General features: G+C 59.3%; 21 protein-coding genes and 1 riboswitch. Of the genes, 17 read left to right on the forward strand and 4 right to left on the reverse strand.

Annotated features, from left to right (window positions below; translation table 11 throughout):
* Nucleotides 1-188: 188 nt before the first annotated feature.
* The 14 genes from lysS (at nt 189) to MRX98_RS09270 (ending at nt 14574) form a co-directional block, all read left to right on the forward strand.
* Nucleotides 189-1673, forward strand: coding sequence for a lysine--tRNA ligase (lysS, locus tag MRX98_RS09205; protein WP_246906077.1), 1485 nt, complete (start codon nt 189-191; stop codon nt 1671-1673).
* Nucleotides 1674-1741: 68 nt separating this feature from the next.
* Entirely contained in the window at nt 1742-2962 is a 1221-nt protein-coding gene (locus tag MRX98_RS09210; protein WP_246906079.1) for an ABC transporter permease, read from the forward strand.
* Nucleotides 2955-3713, forward strand: a complete 759-nt coding sequence (locus tag MRX98_RS09215) for an ABC transporter ATP-binding protein (RefSeq protein ID WP_246906081.1) — start codon at nt 2955-2957, stop codon at nt 3711-3713. The genes MRX98_RS09210 and MRX98_RS09215 overlap by 8 nt, the downstream gene beginning before the upstream one ends.
* A gap of 4 nt (nt 3714-3717) precedes the next feature.
* Complete coding sequence (gene bamA, locus MRX98_RS09220) at nt 3718-6417, forward strand: outer membrane protein assembly factor BamA (protein ID WP_246906084.1); 2700 nt, start codon at nt 3718-3720, stop codon at nt 6415-6417.
* Between the two features lie 86 nt (nt 6418-6503).
* On the forward strand, nt 6504-7064 hold the full coding sequence (locus tag MRX98_RS09225) for an OmpH/Skp family outer membrane protein (protein ID WP_246906087.1): 561 nt from the start codon (nt 6504-6506) through the stop codon (nt 7062-7064).
* Nucleotides 7065-7068: 4 nt separating this feature from the next.
* Nucleotides 7069-8109, forward strand: coding sequence for a UDP-3-O-(3-hydroxymyristoyl)glucosamine N-acyltransferase (gene lpxD / locus MRX98_RS09230; protein WP_246906090.1), 1041 nt, complete (start codon nt 7069-7071; stop codon nt 8107-8109).
* A gap of 115 nt (nt 8110-8224) precedes the next feature.
* Complete coding sequence (fabZ, locus tag MRX98_RS09235) at nt 8225-8665, forward strand: 3-hydroxyacyl-ACP dehydratase FabZ (RefSeq protein WP_246906093.1); 441 nt, start codon at nt 8225-8227, stop codon at nt 8663-8665.
* 17 nt (nt 8666-8682) lie between these two features.
* A complete protein-coding gene (gene lpxA / locus MRX98_RS09240) occupies nt 8683-9453 on the forward strand; it encodes an acyl-ACP--UDP-N-acetylglucosamine O-acyltransferase (protein ID WP_246906109.1) in 771 nt (256 codons plus the stop codon).
* Nucleotides 9450-10295, forward strand: coding sequence for an LpxI family protein (locus MRX98_RS09245; RefSeq protein WP_246906112.1), 846 nt, complete (start codon nt 9450-9452; stop codon nt 10293-10295). Before lpxA ends, MRX98_RS09245 begins: the two co-directional genes overlap by 4 nt.
* Nucleotides 10292-11287, forward strand: coding sequence for a Gfo/Idh/MocA family protein (locus tag MRX98_RS09250; RefSeq protein ID WP_246906115.1), 996 nt, complete (start codon nt 10292-10294; stop codon nt 11285-11287). Before MRX98_RS09245 ends, MRX98_RS09250 begins: the two co-directional genes overlap by 4 nt.
* A 13-nt stretch (nt 11288-11300) precedes the next feature.
* Nucleotides 11301-12449, forward strand: a complete 1149-nt coding sequence (lpxB, locus tag MRX98_RS09255; protein WP_246906118.1) for a lipid-A-disaccharide synthase — start codon at nt 11301-11303, stop codon at nt 12447-12449.
* Nucleotides 12439-13131 (forward strand): lysophospholipid acyltransferase family protein, encoded by a 693-nt coding sequence (locus MRX98_RS09260; protein WP_246906121.1) that lies wholly within the window; start codon nt 12439-12441, stop codon nt 13129-13131. Before lpxB ends, MRX98_RS09260 begins: the two co-directional genes overlap by 11 nt.
* Before the next feature lie 77 nt (nt 13132-13208).
* Nucleotides 13209-13865 (forward strand): phosphatase PAP2 family protein, encoded by a 657-nt coding sequence (locus MRX98_RS09265; protein ID WP_246906124.1) that lies wholly within the window; start codon nt 13209-13211, stop codon nt 13863-13865.
* Entirely contained in the window at nt 13849-14574 is a 726-nt protein-coding gene (locus MRX98_RS09270) for a dolichyl-phosphate beta-glucosyltransferase (protein WP_246906127.1), read from the forward strand. Before MRX98_RS09265 ends, MRX98_RS09270 begins: the two co-directional genes overlap by 17 nt.
* Before the next feature lie 123 nt (nt 14575-14697).
* Here the strand turns inward: MRX98_RS09270 and MRX98_RS09275 are convergent, their stop codons facing one another.
* The 4 genes from MRX98_RS09275 to MRX98_RS09290 all read right to left on the reverse strand — a co-directional run bounded on the left by MRX98_RS09275 (nt 14698) and on the right by MRX98_RS09290 (nt 21389).
* A complete protein-coding gene (locus MRX98_RS09275; RefSeq protein ID WP_246906130.1) occupies nt 14698-16470 on the reverse strand; it encodes a choice-of-anchor U domain-containing protein in 1773 nt (590 codons plus the stop codon).
* Nucleotides 16471-16532: 62 nt separating this feature from the next.
* A riboswitch (cyclic di-GMP riboswitch) is annotated at nt 16533-16623 on the reverse strand.
* A 460-nt stretch (nt 16624-17083) separates the two neighbouring features.
* Nucleotides 17084-18679, reverse strand: coding sequence for a glycosyltransferase family 39 protein (locus MRX98_RS09280; protein WP_246906133.1), 1596 nt, complete (start codon nt 18677-18679; stop codon nt 17084-17086).
* Nucleotides 18672-20039, reverse strand: a complete 1368-nt coding sequence (locus tag MRX98_RS09285; RefSeq protein ID WP_246906136.1) for a two-component system sensor histidine kinase NtrB — start codon at nt 20037-20039, stop codon at nt 18672-18674. Before MRX98_RS09285 ends, MRX98_RS09280 begins: the two co-directional genes overlap by 8 nt.
* Before the next feature lie 141 nt (nt 20040-20180).
* A complete protein-coding gene (locus tag MRX98_RS09290) occupies nt 20181-21389 on the reverse strand; it encodes a type II secretion system F family protein (protein ID WP_246906139.1) in 1209 nt (402 codons plus the stop codon).
* 419 nt (nt 21390-21808) lie between these two features.
* Between MRX98_RS09290 and MRX98_RS09295 the strand changes: the two genes are divergently transcribed.
* From MRX98_RS09295 to MRX98_RS09305, 3 genes are read left to right on the forward strand one after another with little or no spacing between them, the layout of a single operon-like run.
* Entirely contained in the window at nt 21809-24526 is a 2718-nt protein-coding gene (locus tag MRX98_RS09295) for a CBS domain-containing protein (protein ID WP_246906152.1), read from the forward strand.
* A gap of 59 nt (nt 24527-24585) precedes the next feature.
* Entirely contained in the window at nt 24586-25578 is a 993-nt protein-coding gene (gene trpS / locus MRX98_RS09300; RefSeq protein WP_246906172.1) for a tryptophan--tRNA ligase, read from the forward strand.
* A 36-nt stretch (nt 25579-25614) separates the two neighbouring features.
* Nucleotides 25615-26331 carry a segregation and condensation protein A gene (locus tag MRX98_RS09305; protein WP_246906175.1) on the forward strand — a complete coding sequence of 239 codons (717 nt, stop codon included), beginning with the start codon at nt 25615-25617 and terminating at the stop codon, nt 26329-26331.
* The last annotated feature ends 3 nt before the right edge of the window (nt 26332-26334 follow it).

A 26334-nucleotide genomic window follows, 5' to 3' on the forward strand; every position in this document is an offset into this window, starting at 1 on the left:
ACTTAAAACTTAAAACTTAAAACTTAAAACTGGCCCGCCAGGGCCTATCCCTTGACACAACCGTCGCATTTAGGTTACCAATTCCCGCTGTTTCAGGCAGTTGCCAAGTTTCGCGTTTACGGAACAACGGGTGCGATGTTCTGCGGAGAGCATCAAGAAACCCGTTTTCTACATATAGAGGCGCCGTGATGACAACCGAAAAATCGACCGATTTGATTGCTCAGCGAAAACAGAAGATCGAGACCTTGCGCGCCGAAGGGGTGAACCCCTTCCCCAGCGGATTCCAGGTGGACCACACGGTGGCCCACATTCGCCAGCGCATCGAGACCCAAGGCGGGGAAGCGCTGGAGGGCACCCGGTTCACCGTTGCCGGACGCATGATGGCGGTCAATCGCTTCGGCAAGTCCGCCTTTGTCCGCTTTCGCGACCGCTCCGGCCAGATGCAGGCGTATGTGCGCAAGGACAAGGTGGGCGATGCCGCATATGACGTGTTCAAGCGCCTGGACATCGGCGACATCGTCGCCTTGACCGGCGGCGTGTTTCAGACCAAAACCGGGGAGTGGACGCTGCTGGCCGAGCAGTTGGTGTTGCTCTGCAAGAGCACACGGCCCCTGCCGGAAAAATTCCACGGCCTGAAGGATCCCGAAAAACGGTACCGCCGGCGCTATGTGGACCTGATGATGAACAGCGACGTGCGCGGGTTGTTCATCGCCCGCAGCCGCACCATCCAGGCCATTCGCCACTTTTTCCTGCAGCGGGACTATCTGGAGGTGGAAACCCCCATGATGCAACCGGTGGCCGGCGGCGCCGAGGCCACCCCTTTTGTCACCCACCATAATGCCCTGGATATGGATCTCTATTTGCGCATCGCGCCGGAGCTTTACCTGAAACGGCTGGTGGTGGGCGGTTTCGAGCGGGTGTTCGAAATCAACCGCAATTTCCGCAACGAAGGGGTGTCCACCCAACACAACCCTGAGTTCACCATGTTGGAGTTCTATCAGGCCTATGCCACCTACCGGGATCTGATGGATTTGACCGAGACCCTTTTCGCCGAAACGGCCCGGGCGGTGTTGGGCACCAGCGAAATCGTCTACCAGGGCCATACCATCCAACTGGCCGGACCCTGGCGCCGGCTGGGATTGGCCGAGTCCCTGGAAACCATGGGCGGATTGCCGCCCGCGCTGCTCACCGATCGGCAGGGGTTGTTGGATTTCGCGGCGGCCAAGAATGTGCCGCTGACCAAAACCGGTTCCATCGGCAAAATCATCACCAAGCTGTTCGACGCCTTGGTGGAGCCGCAGTTGATTCAACCCACCTTCATCACCGGCTATCCCGTTGAGGTTTCGCCACTCTCCCGGCGCAGCGAAAGTGATCCGGCCGTGACCGAACGTTTCGAACTGTTCATCGCCGGATTTGAAATCGCCAACGGTTTTTCGGAACTCAACGACCCCGAGGACCAACGGGGCCGCTTCCTGCAACAGGTCCGCGAACGTCAGGAGGGGGATGCGGAAGCCCATGCCATGGATGAGGACTATATCGAAGCATTGGAATATGGTCTGCCGCCGACGGCCGGCGAAGGCATCGGCATCGACCGTTTGGCCATGTTGCTGACCGACGCCCCATCTATCCGGGAAGTGATTCTCTTTCCCCACATGAAGCCCAAAAGCGCATAACGGTTTGGCGACGCCGCCTGTCCCGACCATTGCGCGTGGGCCGTGGCGGCACGCCGTGCGGGAGTTCGATGAGATTCGAATTGTTCATAAGCCGACGCTACTTCAAATCCCGGCCCCGGCGCACCATCTTGTCGCTGATCACCATCCTTTCCATGGCCGGGGTGACCATCGGGGTTACGGCCTTGATCGTGGTCATCGGCGTGATGTCGGGCTTTGAAACGGATCTGAAGAGCCGCATCATGGGCATCGAACCCCATTTGGTGATCGATCGCCACCATCAGCCCATCGCCGACGCTGACCGCATCGTGGCACAAGCACGGCGCACGGCCGGTGTGCGCGGCGCATGGCCGGTCCAGGAACTGCAAGTCATGCTGCGGTCCGAAGCGCGCATGGCCGGTGCCATGCTCAAGGGCGTCGAACCGTCGGCGGCCGGGGCCGGACTTGACCTTCCGCCCCTGCACACCCTGGCCGCGGCATCTTCCCACCGCCCCCCTTCTCCGGCGCCATTGATCATGGGCCGGGACCTGGCGCGCGCCATGGGGCTGATCCGGGGCGACACCCTGTACGTGATTTCGCCCCGCGGCAATCTGGCACCGACGGGATTTATTCCTTACATGAAACAGTTTCAGGTAATCGATTTCTTTCATACCGGCATGTATGAATATGACGGTGGTCTGGTGTTCACGCGGCTCGAGGACGCCCAGGCCCTTTCCCGCGACCGTACGACGATCAATGCGGTGGAGGTGCGCGTGGACCGGGTTTTTCAATCGGCCGGCATCGGCGAACAAATTGTCGCCGCCCTGGGTGAAGGCTTCCGCGCCCGGGACTGGATGCAACTCAATCAGAACCTGTTCGCGGCCCTCAAGTTGGAAAAGGCGGCCATGTTCATCACCCTGACCCTGATCACCCTGGTGGCCACCTTCAGCATCACCAGCTCGCTGGTGATGCTGGTCATGGAAAAAATAAAGGATATCGCCATCCTAAAGGCCATCGGAGCCACCAACACCGCAATCCGACGCATCTTCGTCGCCCAGGGCTTGTTCATCGGCCTGATCGGCACCGGATCGGGAGTCGTGCTGGGCACCGGTTTGTGCTATTTGCAGAAGACACGGGAACTGATCCGCTTGCCGGGCGATGTCTACTACATCACCGCGTTGCCGGTGAATCTGAGCGCCATGGATGTGGCCGTGGTGGCCCTTTCCGCCATGGTGATCTGTTTTCTGGCCACCCTGTACCCGGCCCGCCAGGCCGCACGCTTCAATCCACTGGAAGCCATTCGCTATGGTTGATCGACCCCACACCGCAACAACGTCGCCGGAGACGACGCACCACGCACCGGACGTGCTGCTGCAAGCCCGCAATCTGCACAAACGTTTTCGCAGCAGCGATGCGGCCATCGTGGTGCTCGACGGACTCGACCTGACCTTGCGGCCCGGTGAAACCTTGGCTGTCGTGGGGGCATCGGGCATCGGCAAGTCCACCTTGCTGCACATCCTGGGCACCCTGGATCAACCGGACAGCGGCGAACTGATGTTTCAGGGAGAGGACGTGTTGCAATTCGGCGAGCAGCGTCTGGCCCGTTTTCGCAACCGCAGTCTGGGCTTCGTGTTCCAATTCCACCATTTGCTGCCGGAATTCTCGGCCCTGGAAAACACCTTCATGCCGGCCCTGATCCAAGGTCTGGAAAAAGGCAAGGCCGTTGCGCTGGCCATCGCCATTTTGGATCGGGTGGGCCTTTCGGCGCGGATACACCACAAGGCGGCGGATCTTTCCGGTGGCGAACAGCAGCGGGTGGCCCTGGCACGGGCCCTGGTGCTCAAACCACCTTTGCTGCTGGCGGACGAACCCACGGGCAACCTGGACCAACACAACAGCGACCAAGTGCACCGGCTGCTGCTGGAACTCAATCAGGAACTGGGCATGGCCTTGGTGGTGGTAACCCACAATACAGCCCTGGCCGCCTGCATGGAACGGCAGGCCACCATCGTTGACGGCCGCCTCGAATACCTGCCCCTGGACCGACTCAAACGGAATGGATGACGTTATGTTGCATTGGTCAAGCAAATCGGCCTCACAAGGTCGCCTCGCACGGTTCAACCTGCTCGTCTGGACGGCCCTGGCCCTGCTCTGCATCGTGGCGACCACCGGATCGGCGGCACCGGTGCAACGCGTGGTGGTGTTGCCCTTCGAGGTCAATGCCCTGGAAGGCTTGGATCAACTGCGCCACCAGATCCCCGAAATATTCGTCCAGCGTCTGCGCGAGGAAGGGGCTGAAACGCTCACCATTCCTGAACAGGAACGGGAGGCTGTTTTGGAACGACTGGGCGCGGAAGGTTCGGATGGGGCCCGGCGCTTGGCGGATCAATACGGCGCGCAGCATGCCGTATGGGGCAGCTTCACCCTCATCGACCGTTCTTTCAGTCTCGACACCCAAATGCTGGCGGCAATACCGGATGCCCAACCGCGGCGCTTCTTCACCCAGGGCCGCGAACTGGAAAACCTGATCCCTGTTGCCACCGAGCAGGCGGAACAGATCGCCCTGGTCCTGTTTGAGCGTCAACGGGTGGCCGATATCACCATCCGGGGCAACCAGCGCATCGAAGCCGACGCCATTTTGCGGGTGATGGAAACCCGGGTCGGCGGTGTCTACAAGCCGGAGGCCCTGACCCGGGATTTGCGCGCCGTTTACAACATGGGTTTCTTCGACGACATCCGGGTGGAATCCACCGCCACCCCGGAAGGGCGCACCGTGGTTTTCCATGTCAAGGAGAAACCCACCATCCGTCGCATCAATGTTCGCGGCAATTCCTATATCAAAGAGGAGGATATCCGGGACAACCTGACCATCAGCACCGGGGCGATCCTGAATATTTTTCAGATTTACAGCAACATCGAACAGATTGAAACGGTATACAAGAACAAGAACTATCACCAGGTCAAGGTGGACTATGCGATTCGGGACTTGGACCACAACCAGGCCGACCTGGATTTCGTGATCGAGGAAGGGCCCAAGATTTATGTGACCGATATCGTTTTCGAGGGCAACCGGGATTTCAGCGACAAGGCATTGAAAAAGGTGGTCAAGGTATCGGAAAAGGGTTTTTTCTATTGGCTCACCTCCTCCGGCGACCTGGACCGGGCGCAACTGGACCAGGATGTGGGGCGTTTGAACGCTTTTTACAGCAATCAGGGATATATCAATGTACGCATCGGGGAACCACGGGTCGAAATCGAACCCGACGGGATTCGCATCACGTTTCAGGTCAACGAGGGGGAACAATTCAAAGTCGGCCGCGTGACACTGACCGGCGAGTTGATCAAGCCCGCCGAGGAGTTGTCGGCCCTGTTGCGCTCCCCCGAGGAGGCCTTCTTCAACCGGGATCTGGTGCGCAACGACGTGCTGTTGCTTACCGACATATACGCCGATGAAGGTTACGCCTATGCGGACATCATGCCGCGCATCGACCAGGATGCCGAAAACCGGGTCGTGGACATCACCTTCGATATCCGCAAACGGGAGCAGATCTACATCGAGCGGATCGTCATCGAAGGCAACACCCGCACCCGCGACAAAGTCATCCGGCGCGAACTGCACCTGACCGAGCAGGGCCTTTTCCGGGGCAGCGCATTGAAACGGAGCATGCGCAACCTCTATCGACTGGACTATTTCGAGGACATCAAGGTGGACACCCTGCGGGGCAGCGCCGACGACAAGATGGTGCTGGCCCTGGATGTCACCGAAAAACCCACCGGCACCTTCAGCTTCGGTGCGGGTTACAGTTCGGAAGAGAGCGTTTTTTTCACCGGCTCCATCAACCAGCGCAACCTGTTCGGGCGCGGCCAAACCCTCGAGTTCGGTGGTCAAATCGGCGCCCGCACCAGCCTCTTTTCGTTCAGCTTCACCGAGCCTTACCTGTTCGATACCAAATTCAGCGGCAGCCTCAGCGCCTACAATCAGCTCAGGGACTATGACAGTTACGAACGGCGCAGCTACGGCGGCGGGCTCTCCTTCGGTTATCCGGTGGCCGACTTCACCCGCTTTTACTGGGGCTACAACATCGATCAAAGCACGGTCAAAATATTGAGTGGCTTCGAAACCCGGGTGCCCGACACCATCAAGGAACTGGACGGCACCAACCTGACCAGCAGCGTCAACGTGCGCCTGGCCTACGATTCGCGCGACCACACCTTCACGCCCACCGAGGGTTCGCGCCACAGCATCTACCTGGAGTATGCCGGTCTGGGGGGCAACATCGGTTATAATAAGGTGATTCTCCAAACCACCTGGTATCAGCGCATTTACCGCTCCCTGATCGGTTCGGTCAACGCCCGCTACGGCCTGGTGAAAAAAAACGACGACAACAAACTGCTGCCCGATTACGAAAAATTTTATCTGGGCGGCATCAACTCCATGCGCGGCTTCGGTTGGCGCGGCATCCATCTGACCGAAGTGAACCAGGACGGCAACACGGTGAAGGTGGGCGGCGAACAGATGATCCAGTTCAATGCGGAATTGATGTTCCCCATGTTGGCCCAGGCCGGCGTTTTCGGAGTCGTGTTTTACGACACCGGCAACATTTTCGACGGCAACATCAATTTCGGCAACTTGCGCCAGAGTGCGGGCGCCGGCATCCGCTGGCTTTCGCCCATCGCCCCCATCCGGGTGGAATACGGCTACATCCTCGACCGCAAAGAGGGCGAATCCGCCGGCCAGGTGGAGTTCACTTTAGGGGGCTCGTTCTGACGTCGGCGGCCGCGGCTTGCTTAAACAACTTGCAATGTGCGCTGTTTTGAGACAAAAACGGTGCAAACAATCCAATGGGAGGTGACATGCAAGTGCGTAACACAACGATGATCGCAACATTAACCCTGCTCTTGATGGTTGTCGGCATTCCTTACGCTTTCGGTGCGGATGCCCCTAAAATCGGTACGGTCAATTTCCAAAAGATTTTCGAAAACTCCGCGGGCGGCATAGCGGTCAAGGACCAGGTCAATGCCGAAGGCCAACGCATGGAGCAGGATCTGCAACGGCGGGCCGACGAGATCAAAGCCATGGAGGAGCGTCTTTCCAAAGATACCGGCGTGATGAGCAAAGAGGCGCGGGACGAACAACGATGGGAAATGGAACGCAAGGCCGACGAGCTGAACACCCTCAAGCGCAATTACGAGCGGCGCATCCAGGACCTGCAGATGCGCTTGGTCAACGAGGTGCGCCAGGCCGTCCTGAACGTGGTGCAAGCCCATGCGCGCAAAGAGAACTTTACTTTGATCGTCGAGGACATCGGCGTGGTCTATGCCGCACCCCATCTGGACATCACCGACACCATCCTCAATCAGTACAACGAATCCTACGCCAAACAGGGCAGCGGCAGCCAGGGCCCCGGAAGGTGATCCCATGACCATCCCCCTGCATCAAATCGCGCAGTTGGTGGCCGGACGCCTCAGCGGCCAAGCCGACTGCCGGATTCACAGCGCGGCCCCCATCGACAGCGCCATGGAGGGCCAGATCACCTTTGCCGAAAAAGGCCCCGGCCTCAAGCGGTTGGCGGCGACGCGCGCTTCGGCGGTCCTGGTGCCCGAAGGCACCACCGACCCGGAGCGCAATCTGATCGAAACGGCCAATCCGCGCCTGGCCTTCGCCAAGGTGGTGGCCTTGTTGCATCCCGTCCGACAACCGGCCCCGGGCATCCATTCCGCCGCCGTAATAGGCAAGGATTGCCGATTGGGCCGGGATGTGGCCGTCGGCGCCGGGGTGGTGCTGGGCGACCGGGTGACCCTGGGCGACAATGTGGTGCTCCATCCGCTGGTGGTGGTGGGCGACGATGCGGTTATCGGCGACGACACCATCGTCTATCCCCACGTGTCCATTCTTGAAAGATGCGTGGTGGGCCGCCGCGTGATCATCCACGCCGGCACGGTCATCGGCAGCGACGGCTACGGTTTCGTGCAGGATGGCGGCAGGCATCACAAAATCAACCAGATCGGCATCGTGCGCATCGACGACGATGTGGAGATCGGCGCCAACAACACCATTGATCGGGCCGCCTTCGGCGAAACCTGGATCCAAACCGGTGTCAAGACCGACAACCTGATCCAGATCGGTCACAATGTGGTGGTGGGTGCCCACACGCTGATCGTGGCACAGGTGGGCATCTCCGGCAGCACCACCGTCGGCCGGCACGTCATTCTGGCCGGCCAGGCCGGCCTCAGCGGCCATTTGACCATCGGCGACGGGGCCATTGTGGGACCTCAAACCGGTGTGGGCAAATCGGTGCCCGACAACGAGGTGGTTTCGGGCGGCATTTCGGCCATGCCCCATCGCACCTGGTTGCGGGTGCAGCCGGTGCTGCCCCAGTTGCCGGAATTGAACAAACGGGTCAAAACCCTGGAAAAACGGTTGGCCGCGCTGGAAGGCCGTATGGCAACGGACCGGTAAGTCGCCCCCGTGTCGCGGACGAGCGGCCGCGCTTGCATTGGATGACCCTGCAAGTCTCACCCGCTTGCCGCAGTGGGAATGCCCTCGCATCCCAACCGCAAAAAGGAGTGCCCATATGGATTTTCCGCTGGATATCCAAACCATCATGAAACACCTTCCCCATCGTTATCCCTTTTTGCTCATCGACCGCGTCGTGGCGATGACGCCGGACACCAAAATCAGCGCCTTGAAAAACGTGACCATCAACGAACCCTTTTTCCAAGGCCACTTTCCCACCGCCCCGATCATGCCGGGGGTGTTGATCGTGGAAGCCATGGCCCAGGCTGGTGGGGTGCTGGCGGTGGCTTCCATGCAGGAAGCCAAGGAAGGGACACTGATGTTTTTCATGGGACTGGACCAGGTGCGCTTCCGCAAGCCGGTGGTGCCCGGTGACCAGTTGCTGCTGGATGTGGAAATCACCAAAAAACGCGCTAAAGTCATCAAGCTGGCCGGCACGGCCAAGGTGGACGGAAAATTGGTCGCCGAGGCCCAGTTGATGGCCACCTTCGAGGGCTGAACAAGGATATGCAACCCATGATACACCCAACCGCGATTGTCAGCGACAAGGCCAATATCGCCGACGGCGTTACCATCGGAGCCTACAGCATCATCGGCGACCACGTCACTATTGCTGCCGGCACCCGCATCAATGCCCATGTAATGATCGACCCTTATGTGGAAATCGGCGCCGATTGCAACATCTATCAATACGCCGCCATCGGCGCGCCACCCCAATCCTTGAAGTTCAGGGGTGAAACCAGCTGGGTGAAAATCGGCGACGGCTGCACCATCCGCGAGTTCGTGACCATCCACCGGGGCACCGAATTCGGCGGCGGGTTGACGCAAATCGGCGACCACTGCTTTCTGATGGCCTACACCCACATCGCCCACGACTGCCTCGTCGGCCGCCAAGTGGTGATGGCCAACAACGCCACCCTGGCCGGTCACATCACCATCGGCGACCACGCCACCATTGGTGGGCTGGTGGCCATTCACCAGTTCGTGCGGGTGGGCGAATACGCCTTCGTGGGCGGCAAATCGGCGGTGGTCAAGGACATCCCGCCCTATGTGATCGCCGCCGGCGACCGTGCCGTACTGCACGGGTTGAACCAGGTGGGGCTCAAGCGGCACGGCTTTTCCAGCGCCAGCGTGTCCCAACTGAAAAAAACCTACCGACTCATCTTCCGTTTTGGCCTGACGCTCAACGAAGCCATCGAACGGGTCAAGGCGGAGGTGGAGCCCGTCCCGGAAGTGGAACGCTTCATCGCCTTTATCAAGGCTTCGCAACGGGGCATCACCCGGTGATACAAGCCCAACCGGAAACATCGGCGGACCGCACCATCGGTTTGATCGCCGGCAACGGTCAATTCCCCCTCTTGTTCGCCCGAACCGCGCGCGCCAAGGGCTGGCAGGTCCACGCGGTGGCCTATCGCGAGGAGACCGATCCGCGCCTGGCCGATCATGTGGAATCGCTGGAGTGGCTCTATTTGGGCCAGCTCAAACGCATGCTCAAATTTTTCCACCAGCGGCGGGTTTCGCAGGCGGTGATGCTCGGCGGGATCACCAAGACCCGGTTTCTGTCCAAATTTCGCCCGGACATGAAAACCATCGCCCTGCTGGCCGGCATGCGGCACACCCATGACGACGCGGTGTTGCGCGCTTTTGCCGAATTTCTGGAAAAGGAAGGAATCGCCATTCGCCCCTCCACCTTCCTGTTGCCCGATCTGTTGGCGCCGCCCGGCATATGGACGATCCGCAAACCGTCGTCAACGGAGATGAACGACATCCGGGTGGGTTGGAAAATGGCCAAAGCCATCGGCGCCCTGGATATCGGCCAGTGCGTTCTGGTGGCCGGCGGCACGGCGGTCGCCGTGGAGGCGGTGGACGGGACGGATGCCACGATCCTGCGCGGCGGCGCGTTGAGCAAAGGGCAGGCAGTGGTGGTCAAGGTGTGCAAACCGATCCAGGACACCCGTTTCGACGTGCCGGCGATCGGTTTGGAAACCATCGAAACCATGCAACGTGCCAATGTCAAGGCATTGGCCATCGAGGCCGGCAAGGCGGTGGTCTTCGATCGGGAGGCCATGATCCGCCAAGCCGACCGCTACGGAATGACGATTACCGCCATGACGGATGATACCCTATGAGTGCACAAACAAAACAAGACAGCAAAGATACCGCCGCCCTGCGGGTCGGTGTGGTGGGCGTGGGCTATCTGGGCAAGTTCCACGCCGAAAAATATGCACGCATGCCCGATGTGACACTGGTGGGCGTCGTGGACGCCGACCGCCGGCAGGCCGATGCGGTGGCGCAGCAGTTGGGCACCCGGGCCCTTTACGACCACAAAGAGCTGTTGGGTCAGGTGGATGCCGTCAGCATCGTGGTGCCCACCCATCACCATTTTGCCATCAGCCGGGATTTTCTGAACCACGATGTGGATGTGCTGATCGAAAAGCCCATGACCGAGAAGCTGTCCGAAGCCGATGAATTGATCCGCCTCGCCGAACGGCACGGTTGCCTGATCCAGGTGGGGCATTTGGAACGGTTCAACCCGGCCGTCGTGGCCTTGGACGGGGTCGTCCAACAACCGATGTTCATCGAGTCCCACCGCCTCAGCCAGTTCAAGGAGCGGGGCCTGGATGTGAGCGTGGTGCTGGACCTGATGATCCACGACATCGATATCATCCTCAATTTCGTGCAATCACCGGTCAAGTCCATCCATGCCGCCGGCATCTCGGTGATCTCGGGCCAGGTGGACATCGCCAATGCGCGCCTCGAATTTCAGTGCGGTTGCGTGGCCAATGTCACCGCCAGCCGCATCTCGATGAAAAACGAGCGCAAGATCCGCCTGTTTCAGCGGGACGCTTACATTTCCGTGGATTTTGCCAACAACGAAATCACCATGGTGCGGCCCGACGGCAACGGCACCGTTGCCGACGGCGTCATTCCGGGAATGCGCATCGACCAGCGATGCTTCACCAAGGCCGATGCCCTGGATGACGAATTGAAATCCTTCGTCAAGGCGGTGCGGCTGCGGCAGCCTCCGGAGGTGACCGGTGTCATGGGACGGGACGCCCTGAAGATCGCCTTGAGCATCATGGATCAGATTCAACGCACCAGCCAGCGGCTGGTCAAATAGCCGCTCGAGCCGGATGCCGAATCGAACCATCGCCATTGTCGCCGGAGAAGCATCGGCGGATCTGCATGCCGCCCACCTGATCCGCGCCCTGCGCGCGTTGCTGCCGGAGTGCCGGGTTTGGGGCATGGGCGGCCGCGAGATGCGCGCGGCGGGAGCGGAGATCATCGTGGATGCGGACCGCTTGTCGGTGGTGGGCATCACCGAGGTGGTGGCCAAGGTACCGCTGCTGCTCAAGGCCATGTCCCGGCTCAAACAGCAATTGTCCGCGACCCCACCGGACCTTTTGGTGCTGCTCGATTTCCCCGATTTCAATCTGCACCTGGCCAAATTCGCCAAGCAGGCGGGCATTCGGGTGCTCTATTACATCAGCCCTCAAATCTGGGCTTGGCGCTCGGGACGGGTCAAGAAAATCAAGGCGCGGGTGGACCACATGGCGGTGATCCTGCCCTTCGAGGAGACCTTCTACCGCGAACACGGCGTGCCCGCCACCTTCGTAGGCCATCCGCTGATGGACGGCATGCCGCCGGGCGACGCGGCACCGTCTGCCCGCCCGCCCCTTCCGGCATCCCCTCTTGTGCTGGGCCTGCTGCCGGGATCGCGGGATCGCGAGGTGTGCGGGCTGCTGCCGTTGATGCTGCAAGCCGGACAGATGCTGGTGGAAAAGCACGGTCCCATTGTGTTCCAGGTCTCCTGCGCGCCATCCATCGATCCGGCCATGATCACCGATATTGTGGCGCGGTATCCCTCGTTGGACGCAAAGGTCACCGACGCACCGGTCTCCGCGCTGATGCCCCGGTGCCATCTGGCCGTGGTCGCCTCGGGCACCGTCACCTTGGAAGGCGCACTGTACACCACGCCCATGGTGATTACCTATGTGGTGTCGCCGCTGAGCTACCGGTTGGGCCGCGCGTTGATCCATGTGGACCATATCGGCTTGGTGAACCTGATCGCCGGACGCCGCATCGTGCCCGAACTGGTGCAGCACGAAGTCACACCCGGCGCCCTGACCGATGCGGTGCACGCCATAGTGGCCGATCCGCAGATCCATGATCGAATGTGCCGCGAACTGGCGGAAGTGCGGAAACGGTTGGGGCAATCGGGCGCCTCCGGCAAAGTGGCCCGCTTGGCATGCGCCCTGATGGGAGAAGGGGATGCTCTTTAAGAAGGAAGATCCGGGCAAGGAACTGAAATGGCGCTTGATCGGCCGCGGGGGCAAGTTGCTCGTGGATGGGCTGTTCGCCGCGTCCCGCATCGAAGTGCGCCGTTGCCCCGCAGTGACCGAACTGTTGGCCTCACGCCGGTTCATTCTGGCCTTCTGGCATGATCGTATCTTGTTGGTCAGCTACGCCCTGAAAAACTGGCAGGGTGCCATCATGGTCAGCGATTCGGCCGATGGGGAAATCATCGCGCAGATCCTGCAGCGCCAGGGACACTTGACGGTGCGCGGCTCCACCGGCAAGGGGGGCATGCGGGCCATGGGTCGGATGATCCGTACCATGCAGGCCGAAGGGCGTCCCGGGTGCGTCGTGCCCGACGGTCCCCAGGGTCCGCGCCACAAGGTGCAGCCCGGGGTGATCTACCTGGCCCGCAAGACCGGCTACCCCATCGTGCCGGTGACCTACAGCGCCAAACAGCGCTGGGTGTTCAACAGCTGGGATCGGTTCATCCTCCCCCGCCCCGCCACCCGTTGTCTGCTGCTATTCGGCCGGCCGGTGCATGTGCCGCCCGACCAAGGGGAGGCCCAAATCACGCGCAGCAGCCATGAACTGGAAAAGGAGCTGCTGCGCATCACCCTGGCGGCCGACCACCATTTCGGCCATCGCCCGTATGGATCGGGCGTTTGATCTTCACCCGAATCGCAACGCAATCTGTTTTGCCCTGATGCCCACACACCATGGGGCATTGTTGCCGAGAGTAAACAATGTTGCAATCCATTGAACATTTCGACCACTGGCTTTTCTATCTGATCAACCGCGACGGGAAGAACGTGGTCTTCGACCACCTGATGCCGTTCATCAGTAACGAAGCCAATTTTTTCATTCCCATCGCCATCGCCTGGCTCTATCTGGTCATCAGGAATGACGCCACGCACCGGACCGTGGCGATCGCCGTCATCGCCTTGATCGGCGTGTCGGAGCTGCTGTGCAGCGATGTGTTCAAACCGCTTTTCGGCCGCTATCGGCCCTTTGAAAGCATCTCCGACTTCTATCTTTTCCGCGGCGCCGGGGATGTATGGCGCTGGACCGGCACCCTCGAGGAACGTGGCGGCAACTCGCTGGCCATGCCGTCCGCCCACGCCACCAACATCTTCGCCGCGGCGGTGTTTTTGAGCTACTATTTTCGCCGCTTTTGGCCCCTGTTCCTGGTCATCGCCGTGGCCGTGGCCTATTCCCGGGTCTACACCGGCAACCACTTTCCCATGGATGTGATCGTCGGCGCCGCCCTGGGCACGGCCTGCGCCGCGGGATTCATCCGGCTCACCAACCGGGTGTTGGCAAAATGGCACGCTTTCAGCGCGTCAAAACGCACCGCACCCTCGAAGGATACAACGGAAGGCAGCAGTGAAAACGAACATTGATCTCTCCATCATCATTCCGGCCTACAATGAACAGGACCGCATCGTTCCAGCCCTGACCCACACCATGGCATTTCTGAAACGCTGGTCGGGCGCCGCCGAAGTGATCGTGGTCAGCGACGGCAGCAAGGACCGGACGGTGGATACGGCCCGTGGATTCGAAGGCCAGGGCGCTGCCGCTTTACGCGTGCTGCACTACGAACCCAACCGGGGCAAAGGGTATGCCGTGCGTTACGGCATGCAACAGGGACGGGGGGCGGTGGTGATGTTCATGGACGCCGATTATGCGGTGCCCATCGAATATTGCGAAACCGGCTTGGGGCTGATCGCCGCCGGCAACGATATCGCCATCGCCTCGCGGGCGGTGGCGGGCGCCAAAATCACGCAACAGCAGAACCTGCCGCGCAGAATTTCAGCCAAAGTCTACACCTGGGTGCAAAACCGCTATCTGGGCATCGATTACCCCGACACCCAGTGCGGTTTCAAACTGTTCACCCAGACGGCGGCCCGAACCCTTTTCGCCCGCCAGCGGCTGGACAGTGTCATCTTCGACCCGGAAATTCTCTTTTTGGCACGCCGCAAGGGCTACAAGGTGGCGCAGTTTCCCGTGCACTGGACCCATATGCCCGATTCGCGCATCCAATACGACAGCCTGCGCAAGTCCCTCTTCGTGTTCAAAGAGCTGTGGCGCATACGGCGCCTGCATCCGTGATGACCGAATGCCGAACGAATTTCGGAAACCGAACATCGATGATACAAAGAGCGGCGGGGCATCGACACCCGCCGCTCTTTTGCTTGCGACATGGGGCCTCGAACAGCCCCGGCGCTCAGACCTTTATTGGCGCCTCCAAAGGAGGATACCCGACAGCAGGGCAATCAAACCGGCAACCCTGGTGGCACCGTGCAACCCCACTCCTGAATAATGATCGCCCTCTTGAACCGAAGCGATGAAACATCCGCCACCGCCGCCGGCCGCCGCCGCGGAATCGCCGCCGGTACCGTCGATGGCCCGGGTGCTGTAGCCCAAACCGCTCGGATCGATGATAACGCCGTTGGCCACCCCATCCATGTCGCCCGTGCCCCCATCCTCGAGTTCCAACACCACCGAACGGCGATCCGCACTGAAGGTGGCGTAGGGATAGACCGTCCACCCCTGGTCGGGATCGAATTTATACCAACGGGCATCGGCAGGCGCCGCTTGGGAGAAATGGACCTTGACCAGGGCCGTGTCGCCCACCTCGTCCAGGTGGATGCGGAAACTGACAACGCCGGTCAAGTGTTCGGGGCAATTGTCCGTCAAGGGCAACTCCCCTTCCGTCAAGGACCGCATGCCGGAAAGCGTGCCGTTGTCGCCCAGGATTTGCACGGCCACCTGCGGGTTGAACGGATCCGGGGTGTCCACACCTTGCAGACGGGCGGTGTGGATCTCATCGAGCACCGCCGGATCGTCGATCACCGTCCATTGTTCGATGACCTGGTCATAGGGGATGCCTTCGTCGGTGACGCCGGCGGTTGCCGAGTCGATGGTGGTGAAAGCGGACCACTCGGACCAGGCGGAGATTGCGCCGCGGCTGTCGATGAAGCGGGCGCGCCAGTAGTAGATGCTGTCCGGATCGAGCACGCTTTCCGGCACCTGCAACCAGCTCAAGGAGCGGCTCAGGGATCTTTGAAACACAACGTACATGGAAAATTCGGCGTGGTCCGGATCGTCCATGAGGCTGATTTGATACTCCGTAGCCACATGGGCATCGTTGTCGGCGTCCAAGTAAGCACCGACCGCCAACACCGGCGTAAGCTCGGTCAACCCATCGCCGTCAACGGTCACCGGCACTAAAGTCGGTTGATCGGGGGGAAGGTTTACAGTCGAAGATGCAGGGGGATGGTCGTCGTCAGCGTCGTTGTCGTCGTCCTCACCTGAACCGTCCGCTGCATCATCGCCTGTATTCTCCGCCGGTGGCGGATCATCCGCTTGTCCTCCCTCTTCGGAAGGATTTTCGGTCATCTCGTCACCATTGTCGTTGGTCGCATCATCTCCACCTTCATTCCCGGGTGGAGTCGCAGGTGGATGGTTGTCTGCGTCATTACCGCCTTCACCACCCGTTTCTTCCTCAGCATCATCTTCGGCGTCGCTGGTCGGCGGTGGATCCACTGAATCCTTCTCTTCAGAGGGGTCGTCGGACTGCTCGTCACCATTGTCGTTGGTAGCATCATCTCCACCTTCATTCCCGGGTGAAGTCGCAGGTGGATGGTTGTCTGCGTCATTACCGCCTTCATCAATGGGCGCTGCGGGCACCGTGTAGGTGACCTCGTTGGAGTTGCCGCTCTCCAGATCCGTTTGATAGGCGCGCACCACAAAACGATAGGTCGCGCCTTCGGCCAACCCCGTCACTGTATAGGATGTGGTGTCACCGTCCCACACCGGAGAACTGAAATCATAGGTCCCATCGCCCTCGCACCGGAACAGCCGGTAGCCATCGGGCGCGGGATCGTTGGCGTCCCACTGCAATGTGACCTGGGCAGCCCAAGTCGCCGTGATGGGAAGCAGCAGCAGGCCGATGCCGACCACCGTCAGAAGCAATAAAAATGAACCACTCGATTTGTTTTGCATGACATCCCCCGATCGATTCGTCACCGCGCGTACGGCGCGTCCATCGTGAGATGTCGCCTCCGCCCGGCAACCCTGCCGCCGTATCCGATACCTTTCGGACTTAGGCCAGTGGCTTTGCGCCTCACCCTTTCGGGTGGTTTGCCTTTTTCGAGCTGGAAATCAAAGAACGAGATCTTTTCCGACAAGCTGAATTGCATCAAGAATGCCAATCCGCAGTGAGGAATGTCACAGGCCGATCGGGCCGCCGCCATGCGCCCTTCCGGCGGCGGCCGGCAAACGGGTCCCGCGACAGCGGCATCCGTGTCTACCAGGCGTATCTTTTTTCAGACATCCGCCTGTATACGTCATCAGACAAAGGAGTTTGAAAAAATGGTTTGCGGTAGGTTCAGGGCTATTTCCCTATCGCCTCTGATTTTCATTGGCGAGGATTATGGGATGCGGTTATGCACAAAACCCAAGAAAAATGAGAAGCGGGCGAAAGCAGCATCGGGATCGAAATCGATTCAAATAATAGGATGCGCTGACGAAGGAAGCGCATCGCTTCAATTCCAATGACACCGCACCAAATCAACAAGAGCGGATAAGAAAACGGCAGGCCCAAGTTTTACGAGCCCTAATCGGAGGTCACCGCGCGCACATCCCCCTGGCGGGGCAGCCAGCGCAACCCCCCTTTAAAGCCGTAGCAACGATAAATATAAAATGTTTGCAGCGGGGGGTCGTTCGAATTATCGAGGCCCTGATCAGTGGGATGGATCGGAAAAGCTTCCGGGGGCGCCACTTCCACAAACACCTCCAGTAGTTGTTTGCGACCCCGGCCGTGAGGAATTACGCCCACCGCGTCTTTGCCCAAAAGATCCGCGTCCTGCCACCAATAATCGTAGACATTGGGTCTGTCCCATCGGTTGATGGCGACCGTATAGGGTTGCCCAGGCACATAGAAGGCCAGTTCGCTGGCGATTTGGTAACGCAATCCAAAAAGAAAAGTGTCGTCCGGATCGGGCATTTCGGCCTGCACCTGCGCCACCCGCTGCCCCAACCGGTCCCAGCCCACGGTTTCCTGGGCGGCGCGATCTAGGTGGGGGGGGACCGGCAGAATCGACCACAGGACGTGGGCCAGCACCAAGCCCGTCAACACATAGGCGCTGCCGACGGACCACCACCAGAGCTTGCGCGGCGGCGCATTTTCGTCGACTCGATCGGAGGAATCTTGCCGGATCCGCGGCAAGCACCAGAGTGCTGTGGCCAGCAATAATGCGGTGACGTACCCGGCACCGGGCCAATTGCCGTACACCCGCGTATGCAGGCTGAGCAGGCCGAATGCGGCGAAAACCGGAAAGGAAGTAAAAAAGAGATAGGGATAGATCCACTCCCCTCGCGGATAGCGTCCCCGGATCACCACCCACCAACCGGCCAGTATCAGCAGAAATACAAGGGGGGTCAAAAGGGCGGCCTGGCTGCCGAGGTAGTCCCCGAAGTATTTGAGATGGATGGCGAACCGTTCGCCGGCCCCGCCGATATAGGCCACATGGCGCGCCGAATTCCAGTCATGGGCCACATTCCACGCAATGACCGGCGAAAAGAGCAGCAGCCCCAAAACAGCGGCCGCATAAGGTTTGAGCTGCGCCATCCGGTTGCGGTGAACGGGCGACAACAGCGCATAGGCCATCACACACGGCAGAAAGAGCACCATTGTGTATTTGCTCAACAAACCGAAACCGAACCAGAACCCGCCCAAAAGCCAATCACGCCACCGATTCTCTTCCAGACCACGGGCGGCGTAATACACGGACCCTGCCCAACCGGCGGCCTGCAAACCGTCGGCGGTGGCCAACAGCGCGCCCACGTTGAAAAGCAGCACCGCTTGACTGAGCAGGGCGGCATGCCAGGCGATGCGGGCGCCGAACCAGTGCCGGGCCATGCGCACCAGGAAAACGCTGGCCACCGCCATGGCCAGGATGGACGGCAGACGGACGCCCAACTCGGTATGCCCGAAAACCAGTGTGGAAAGGAAGATGGTCCAGCCGATCATGGGCGCCTGGTCGTGGTAGCTCCAATCCAGGTGGCGCGCCCACTGCCAGTAATTGGTTTCGTCGGGCACCAGCAAAAATCCCTGGGCATAAAAGATGCGCAGCAACGTCGCCAGGCCGATGAGCAGCCAGGTCAATGCCATATAGCGGGCCGCCATCGACCCCCATTTTCGCTTATCCATGAATCTTCCAGTTGTGCGTGCGTTTCGCCGGAGATGCCGACGCTGTTGCACCGTTGGTTTTCAATGCAGGGGGCGTGCGATGCAATTCGAACGACACCGTTGTGCCGCCCCACTCCGCCGTGCGAACATCGAGGTGGCTGCCATAGCTTTCCAGAATGCGATGCACAATGGACAGGCCCAACCCCGTACCTTCCGACTTGGTGGTGAAAAATGGATCGAAGATGGACTGCAGCACCTCGGCGGGAATACCGCAGCCGTTGTCCGTTATCGCAACCCTCACCGCATTGGGCCGGCCGGTCGTGGTGCGGATCCGGATCGAACCACCGTCGGGAATGGCCTCGGCCGCATTGAGCAGCAGGTTCCATAGCACCTGGCGGAAATGGGTGGGGTCCATGGACACCCACACGTCGCCCACCAGATCGGTTTGAATCTCGCACCGCAGCGCATGATGGGCATCCTTTTCAAACAGGCGGATGACCTCTTCGACAGCCTCTTTCAAGTGCATCACCTCCACCTTACCCGCCGGCGGCCGTGCGAAGAAAAGAAAATCGTTGACCAGGCTGCTCAGCCGGTCGGTTTCCCGCAAAACGATCTCCATCAGCCGCCGATGATCGGCATCGTAACGCAGCTCCTCTTTGAGCAGTTGAATCGAACCCACCAGGGAGGCCAAGGGGTTTTTGATTTCATGGGCCAAGCCGGCGGCCATTTCACCCATGTAGGCCATCTTTTCAACCTGTTTGACATGAGACTCCATGATCCGCAGCTTTTTCTGGGCTTTGCGGTTCTGTTCGGTCAACAAGCCGCACAAGACGGCCACGGCCAGGCAAGCGGCGGTGGTGATGCCGATTTTATAAGTGATCTCGAACCCTGTGGGCTGAAAGGCCAGTGCACCGGGAACCAGTGTGAAATGTTCGGCGGCAAAGGTGGAAAATTGAAACAACACCAGCAGCGCGAACAGCACGCTGCTCCAAATGGCGATGATGAGCCCGCCGCGCATGAACAGGATCATGCTGGCGTAGATGATCACCACCAAATAGAGAAAAGAGAAGATGCTGAAATAGCCGCCGGTGATGAATACGATGATGGAAACGATCAAGCCGTCCATGCCGATCTGGACATAGGCGAACAGCCCGTGGCGGCGGATGCGATGGAACACGGCGGCATACAGCAGAGACAGGAAAAAGATCGCCGCGATGATCAAATAGAGGACGGTGACCAGCGCGTTGAAAACCGGTCCCTGCTGGCGATATTGTAAATAGAGGGTGGCCATCAGCAACAAGGAGGTGATGACCACGCGGGCGAACATCAACCAGCGCAACTTGGGGTTGATGGCGCCTGATGATGGGTTGCGGTTTTCCATCTCGGCTGCGGATGCGTCTCCGTGAGGGGTTAGGGGTCGTCGTTCCGGTTCAACGGCTGCCCGTGCATCCTGCAGGGCATCCCGAAAGTAGTCACGGGCCCCCGTGCAAACGGGCGGCCCGTGGAATAAATGGCAAACGGATTAATTAATGGCGCCGGCCATCTGGAAGATCGGCAGGTACATGGAGACGATGAGGCCGCCGACCACAACGCCCAGAAAGATGATCATGGCCGGTTCGATCATGGCCGTCAGGTTCTCGACCGCCTGATCCACCTCTTCATCATAAAAATCGGCGATCTTCTCCAGCATGGCATCCAGGGCGCCGGTGGATTCGCCCACGGCGATCATCTGGCACACCATGGGCGGGAACACACCGCTGGCTTGCAATGGATCGGCCATGGTGCGTCCCTCGGCGATGCCCGAGCGCACGGAATAGATGGCCTTCTCAACGATCCGATTGCCGGACGTCTTGGCCACTATGTCAAGGGCTTCCAGGATGGCCACGCCACTGGCCAGCATGGTGCCCATGGTCCGTGTGAACTTGGCCACCGCCACTTTGCGCAACAACATGCCGAAGACCGGCAATTTCAGAACCATGGCATCCACCGTCAACCGCCCCTTGTCGGTCTTGTAATATTTGCGGAAAGCAAAAAAGAAGATGATCAAGGCGCCGATGATCAGGTGCAGATTGTCCTTGACGAATTCACTCATGGCGATGACGATCAGTGTCGGTCCCGGCAGCGTACTGCCGAAATCGGCGAACATCTCTTGGAAGACGGGAATGACGAAAACGAGAATTATGGCCACCACGACCACTGCCACGAAAATGGTGATGGCCGGATAGACCATGGCGCCCTTGACTTTTCGCTTGAGCCGGGCCGCTTTTTCCATGTACCCGGCCAAACGCTTCAAAATGACGTCCAGGATGCCGCCCGCCTCACCGGCAGCCACCATGTTGATGAACAGGTTGTCGAAATGCTTGGGGTACTTCTTCAGCGCATCGGCCAGGGTGGAACCGCTCTCGACCTGGTCCTTGATGGACTTGAGCATCTTTTTGAAGGTGGCGTTCTCCTGCTGGGACTGCAGGATATCCATGCATTGAATGATGGGCAAACCGGCGTCGATCATGGTGGAGAACTGGCGGGCGAACACCATGATATCTTTTTCTTTGACTTTGGGCTGGAGAAAAGAGACGTTTTCGAGCAGATCCTTGGGTTTTTTCTTGATCTTGGTGGGAGCTATGCGGAGACGATTCAACTGGGCCCGCACCGCCTCTTCGCTGATCGACTCCATTTGCCCTTTTTGGATCTGATTGTTGCGATTTTTACCTTCCCACAGATAAACCGGCATACCCTTCTCCCGAGATTTTGGTATCAGTCCAAACGCACAACAAACCTACCTACGGCAGGCCGGCGGCGTAACATCTGTTCATCATGCCTTCTGCTCCCGGTCGCTGCCGGACCTGTCAAGTCCCGTCGTCGTTCTCCACCTTATCGCTCAAATCCCGATATTGTTGGATATTTTGGTAACACAAAGTCATTCAAACGACAAGGAATTTATTTTATTGCAATAAATGGCCTTCAGCGATTCAGGTATAACCCGAAATATCCGGAATCAAGAGTGCAATTCGTGTGCCAGAATATAAATAGTTTTAAGTTTAAAGTTTAAACTCTTTCAGAATCGCCGAGCCATTCTTCGACACCTTGCCAAACAGCGGTCTATATGCGAAATTAAGTCTGCCGGAAACTACTTAAAAACATGAGGAATCGATGCCCGCCACACCTTCGCCGTCCCCGGATGCCGGATTGACCATCATCACCACCCATGTCAATGCGGATTTCGATGCCATGGCGTCCATGCTCGCGGCCCAAAAGCTATACCCGGGTGCGATGGTGGTGTTTCCCGGCTCTCAGGAGAAGAACCTGCGCAACTTTTTCATCCAATCCATGGTATACATGTACAACCTTGCGGAAATCAAGGATATCGACTTGCAGCAGGTCAAACGTCTCGTGCTGGTGGACACGCGTAAGGCGGAACGCATCGGCGTCCTTGCGGGGGTGTTGCACAACCCCGAACTGGAAATACACGTCTACGATCACCACCCGATCAAGGAGGGGGATATCACCGGCGTGGTGGATGTGCACCGCGTCACCGGCGCCACCGCCACCCTGATGACCGAGATCCTGCGCCAACGCAAAATGCCCCTCAACGCTGAAGAGGCCACCATCATCTGCCTGGGCATTTATGAAGACACCGGCGCCTTCACCTTCTCCTCGACCACCGCCGAAGACCTACGAGCCGCGGCATATCTGGTCTCCCAAGGCGCCAATATCAATGTGATCGCCAATCTGATCGCCCGGGAAATCAGCCCGACCCAGATCGGCTACCTCAACGATTTGATCCAGGCCGCCACCCGATACATGATCAATGGCATCGAAATCGTTGTGAGCACCGTCACCTATGACCATTACCTGCCCGATTTCGCCTTTTTAGTGCACAAGATGGTCAAGATGGAGGAGCTGAACGCCATTTTCGCCATCGCCCAGATGGAAAGCAAGGTTTACATCGTCGCCCGCAGCCGCACCGAAAGCGTGGATGTGGGCGAGATTCTCACGGCTCTGGGCGGCGGCGGCCATCCATCGGCGGCGGCCGCCACCATCCGCGGGCAGACCTTGGCCCAGGTGGAGCAGGCCCTGTTCCGGGAGCTGCACCGTCAAATTGTCGGCATGCGTCAAGCGCGGCACTTGATGTCTTCACCTCCCATCACGGCCGATGCCGCCGTGACCTGCGTCGAGGCCAACAACCTGCTCACCCGCTACAACATCAACGCCTTGTTGGTAACCATTCAAAAGCAGCGGCGCTCAGAGCTGGTGGGCTACATCACGCGGCAGGTGATCGAGAAGATCATCTATCACCACCTGGGCGACGTGCCCATCGGCGACTACATGAGCACCGAATGGGTAACGGTCGATCCGGATGCGGACTTGAGCGAGGTCCAGGAGAAAATCATCGGCCACAAGCAACGCATCTTGCCGGTCATGCGCGGTAAGGAGATCCTCGGCGTGATCTCCCGCACCGATCTGCTGACCATGCTGGTGCAATCCCAGACCCGGGACAAGGACGCCGGCGACGCCTTCCGCCGTTCGGCGTCGCGGCGCACGCGCAACATCACCCACTTCATGCAGGAACGGCTCTCCACCCGGGTGTTGGACATTCTGCGCGACATGGGCCGGGTGGCGGAATCCTTGGGCTACGGCGCATATGTGGTGGGCGGCTTCGTCAGGGACCTGTTTCTCTATCGCCCCAACGAAGATATCGATATCGTCATCGAAGGTGACGGCATCGCCTTCGCCAAAGCCTATGCCTTGGAGTTCGGCACGCGCATCCACACCCACAAGGCCTTCGGCACCGCCGTGGTCATCTATCCGGATGGTTTCAAGATCGATGTGGCGACCGCCCGGTTGGAGTACTACCGTTCTCCGGCGGCATTGCCCGATGTGGAGATGAGTTCGATCAAACTGGACCTCTTCCGACGCGACTTCACGATCAACACGCTGGCCATTCAATTGATACCGGACAAGTTCGGCCGCTTGCTCGACTTTTTTTCCGCCCAGAAGGATATCAAGGACAAGGCCATCCGTGTCCTGCACAACTTGAGTTTCGTCGAGGATCCCACCCGGGTGTTCAGGGCCTTGCGCTTTGAACAGCGTTTCGGATTCACCATCGGCAAGCTGACTGCTGCATTGATCGACAATGCCGTCAAGATGGACTTTTTCAAGCGGCTCAGCGGGCGACGTGTGTTCACTGAAATCCGCCTGATTCTCGAAGAGGATAATCCCGTGCCGGCCATCGTGCGCATGGGCGATTTCGACTTGCTCAAGGTGATCCACCCCACCATCGTCATCAACAAGGCGCTGATTGCGCTGTTGGAGGAGGTCAGGGGAGTGATCGCCTGGCACGATCTGCTTTTCGTGGAAACCCCTTGCATGCGATGGACCGTCTATTTGATGGGCCTGATTCATGCCAATGACATGGCCACCTGCCATGAAATCTGCCGCCGATTGGAATTGGCCACCCGCTATGAAGCCCTTTTCTGTCAGGAAAGGGCTGCCGCCGATCACTGCTTGCAGCAGATGGAGCATCGCTTGCCGGCCAGCGCCGGCGCGCTTTACCATCGTCTGCACCCATTCCGCGCGGAACTGATCCTCTACATGATGGCCGCCACCCGGGTCAAGGCGGTGAAAAAGGCGATCTCAAAATATTACACGGAACTGCGCAAGATCGAGCCCCTGATCGGCGGCAATGAGCTGATCGCCTTGGGCCTGACCCCCGGCCCGCTGTTCCGCCAAATCCTGGATGCCATCCTGGACGCCAAACTCAATGGCGCCCTGGCAACGCGTGAAGATGAGATCCAATTCGCCCGCCGTTGGGCGGCGGATGCCGCCGCAACCGCCAGTCAGAATACCGACGACAAACAAATGTCTTGATTCCCCGACCGCAAATCGGTAAATTTTCAGATTCCAGTGATGAAGGGAGATGGTTCACTATGGTTGACAAGAAACGGATCCTAAGCGGTATGCGCCCCACCGGAGCGCTGCATTTGGGTAATTATTTGGGTGCCTTGGCCAACTGGGTAGAGATGCAGGAGACCTATGACTGTTTTTTCTTTGTGGCGGATTGGCATGCGCTGACCAGCGACTACGAAAACCCCGCCGACATGGGGCAATATGTGCGCGAAATCCTGCTCGACTGGCTCAGCGCCGGCCTTGACCCGGAAAAATGCACCCTGTTCGTTCAATCTAAAATCCCCGAGCATGCCGAGCTGTTCTTGATTCTTTCCATGATCACGCCGGTGCCCTGGCTGGAACGCAACCCCACCTACAAGGACCAGATCGTGCAACTGCAAAACAAGGATCTGTCCACCTTCGGCTTTTTGGGCTACCCGGTGCTGCAGGCGGCCGATATCATCATGTACAAAGCCCAAGGGGTGCCGGTGGGCGTCGATCAGGTCCCCCACGTGGAGATCACCCGCGAAATCGCCCGGCGTTTCAACCATCTTTACGGCCCGGTGTTCCCGGAACCGGACGCGATCCTGACCCGCACGCCCAAAATACTGGGGTTGGATCGCCGCAAGATGAGCAAAAGCTACGGCAACGCCATCTATCTGTCCGACAGCCCCGAAGCGATCCGGACTAAAGTGATGCAGATGGTGACCGATCCCCAGCGCATGCGCCGCAGTGATCCGGGCAACCCGGACGTTTGCAACGTCTTCGAGTTTCACAAGCTGTACACCGACCCGGCCGCCACGGCCACCATCCACAAACAGTGCCGCGGCGCCGAAATCGGCTGCGTGGAGTGCAAAAAGATCATGGCCGAAAACCTGATCAAGGGTCTGGCCCCCATCCACGAGCGGCGCCGCTACTATCTGGAGCGTCCCGACCTGGTGGACCAAATCGTGGCCGAGGGCAACACCAAGGCGCGCCGGGTGGCGCAGCAGACCATGCAGGAAGTGCGCGCCGCCATCAAGATCGACTACTGAACCCAACCCACCAGCCGGGCCGGATCGCACCCCGCCATGAATGAAATCAACGCCGAATACAAAGTCAAACTGGACAACGTTTTTGAAGGGCCCATGGATTTACTGGTGCACCTGATCAAAAAAAACGAGGTGGATATTTACGACATCCCGGTGGGATTGATCACTGAGCAGTATTTGGCTTATCTGGATTGGATGAAACTGTTGAACATCGACATCGTGGGGGATTTCCTGGTGATGGCCTCCACCCTGGCGCAAATCAAATCCCGCATGCTGCTGCCGTTTCACGGCGACGAAGATGAGGAAGAGGATCCACGCCTGGAAATCGCCCGCCCCCTTGCCGAGTACCTGCAGATCAAATCGGCCGCCGAAGAACTGGCCAACCGCAACATGTTGGGCGACAAGATGTTCACCCGGCCCGCTGTCAACAAGGCCGCTTTCGAAGGCGACCAAGAGCTGATCCAGGTTGGTTTGTTCGAGCTGATCGACGCTTTCCAACGCATTCTGGAAAAGGCCTCCAAGGATCATGTCGTGGACCTTTCCGCCGACAAGGTCTCGGTCAAGGACCGCATGAACGTCATCATCGCCATCCTCGAAGAGAAAGGCTCGGTCGCCTTCGTGGAGCTGTTTCCGGCGCAACCCCGGAAAACGGATATCATCGCCACTTTTCTGGCACTGCTGGAATTGATGCGACTGAACCTGGTGCGGGCCGTTCAGGCCCCCGCCGGCAACACCATTCGCCTTTTCTACCAATAGGGC

It is taken from the genome of Desulfatitalea alkaliphila (assembly GCF_022968795.1).
Taxonomy (GTDB): Bacteria; Desulfobacterota; Desulfobacteria; order Desulfobacterales; family Desulfosarcinaceae; genus Desulfatitalea; species Desulfatitalea alkaliphila.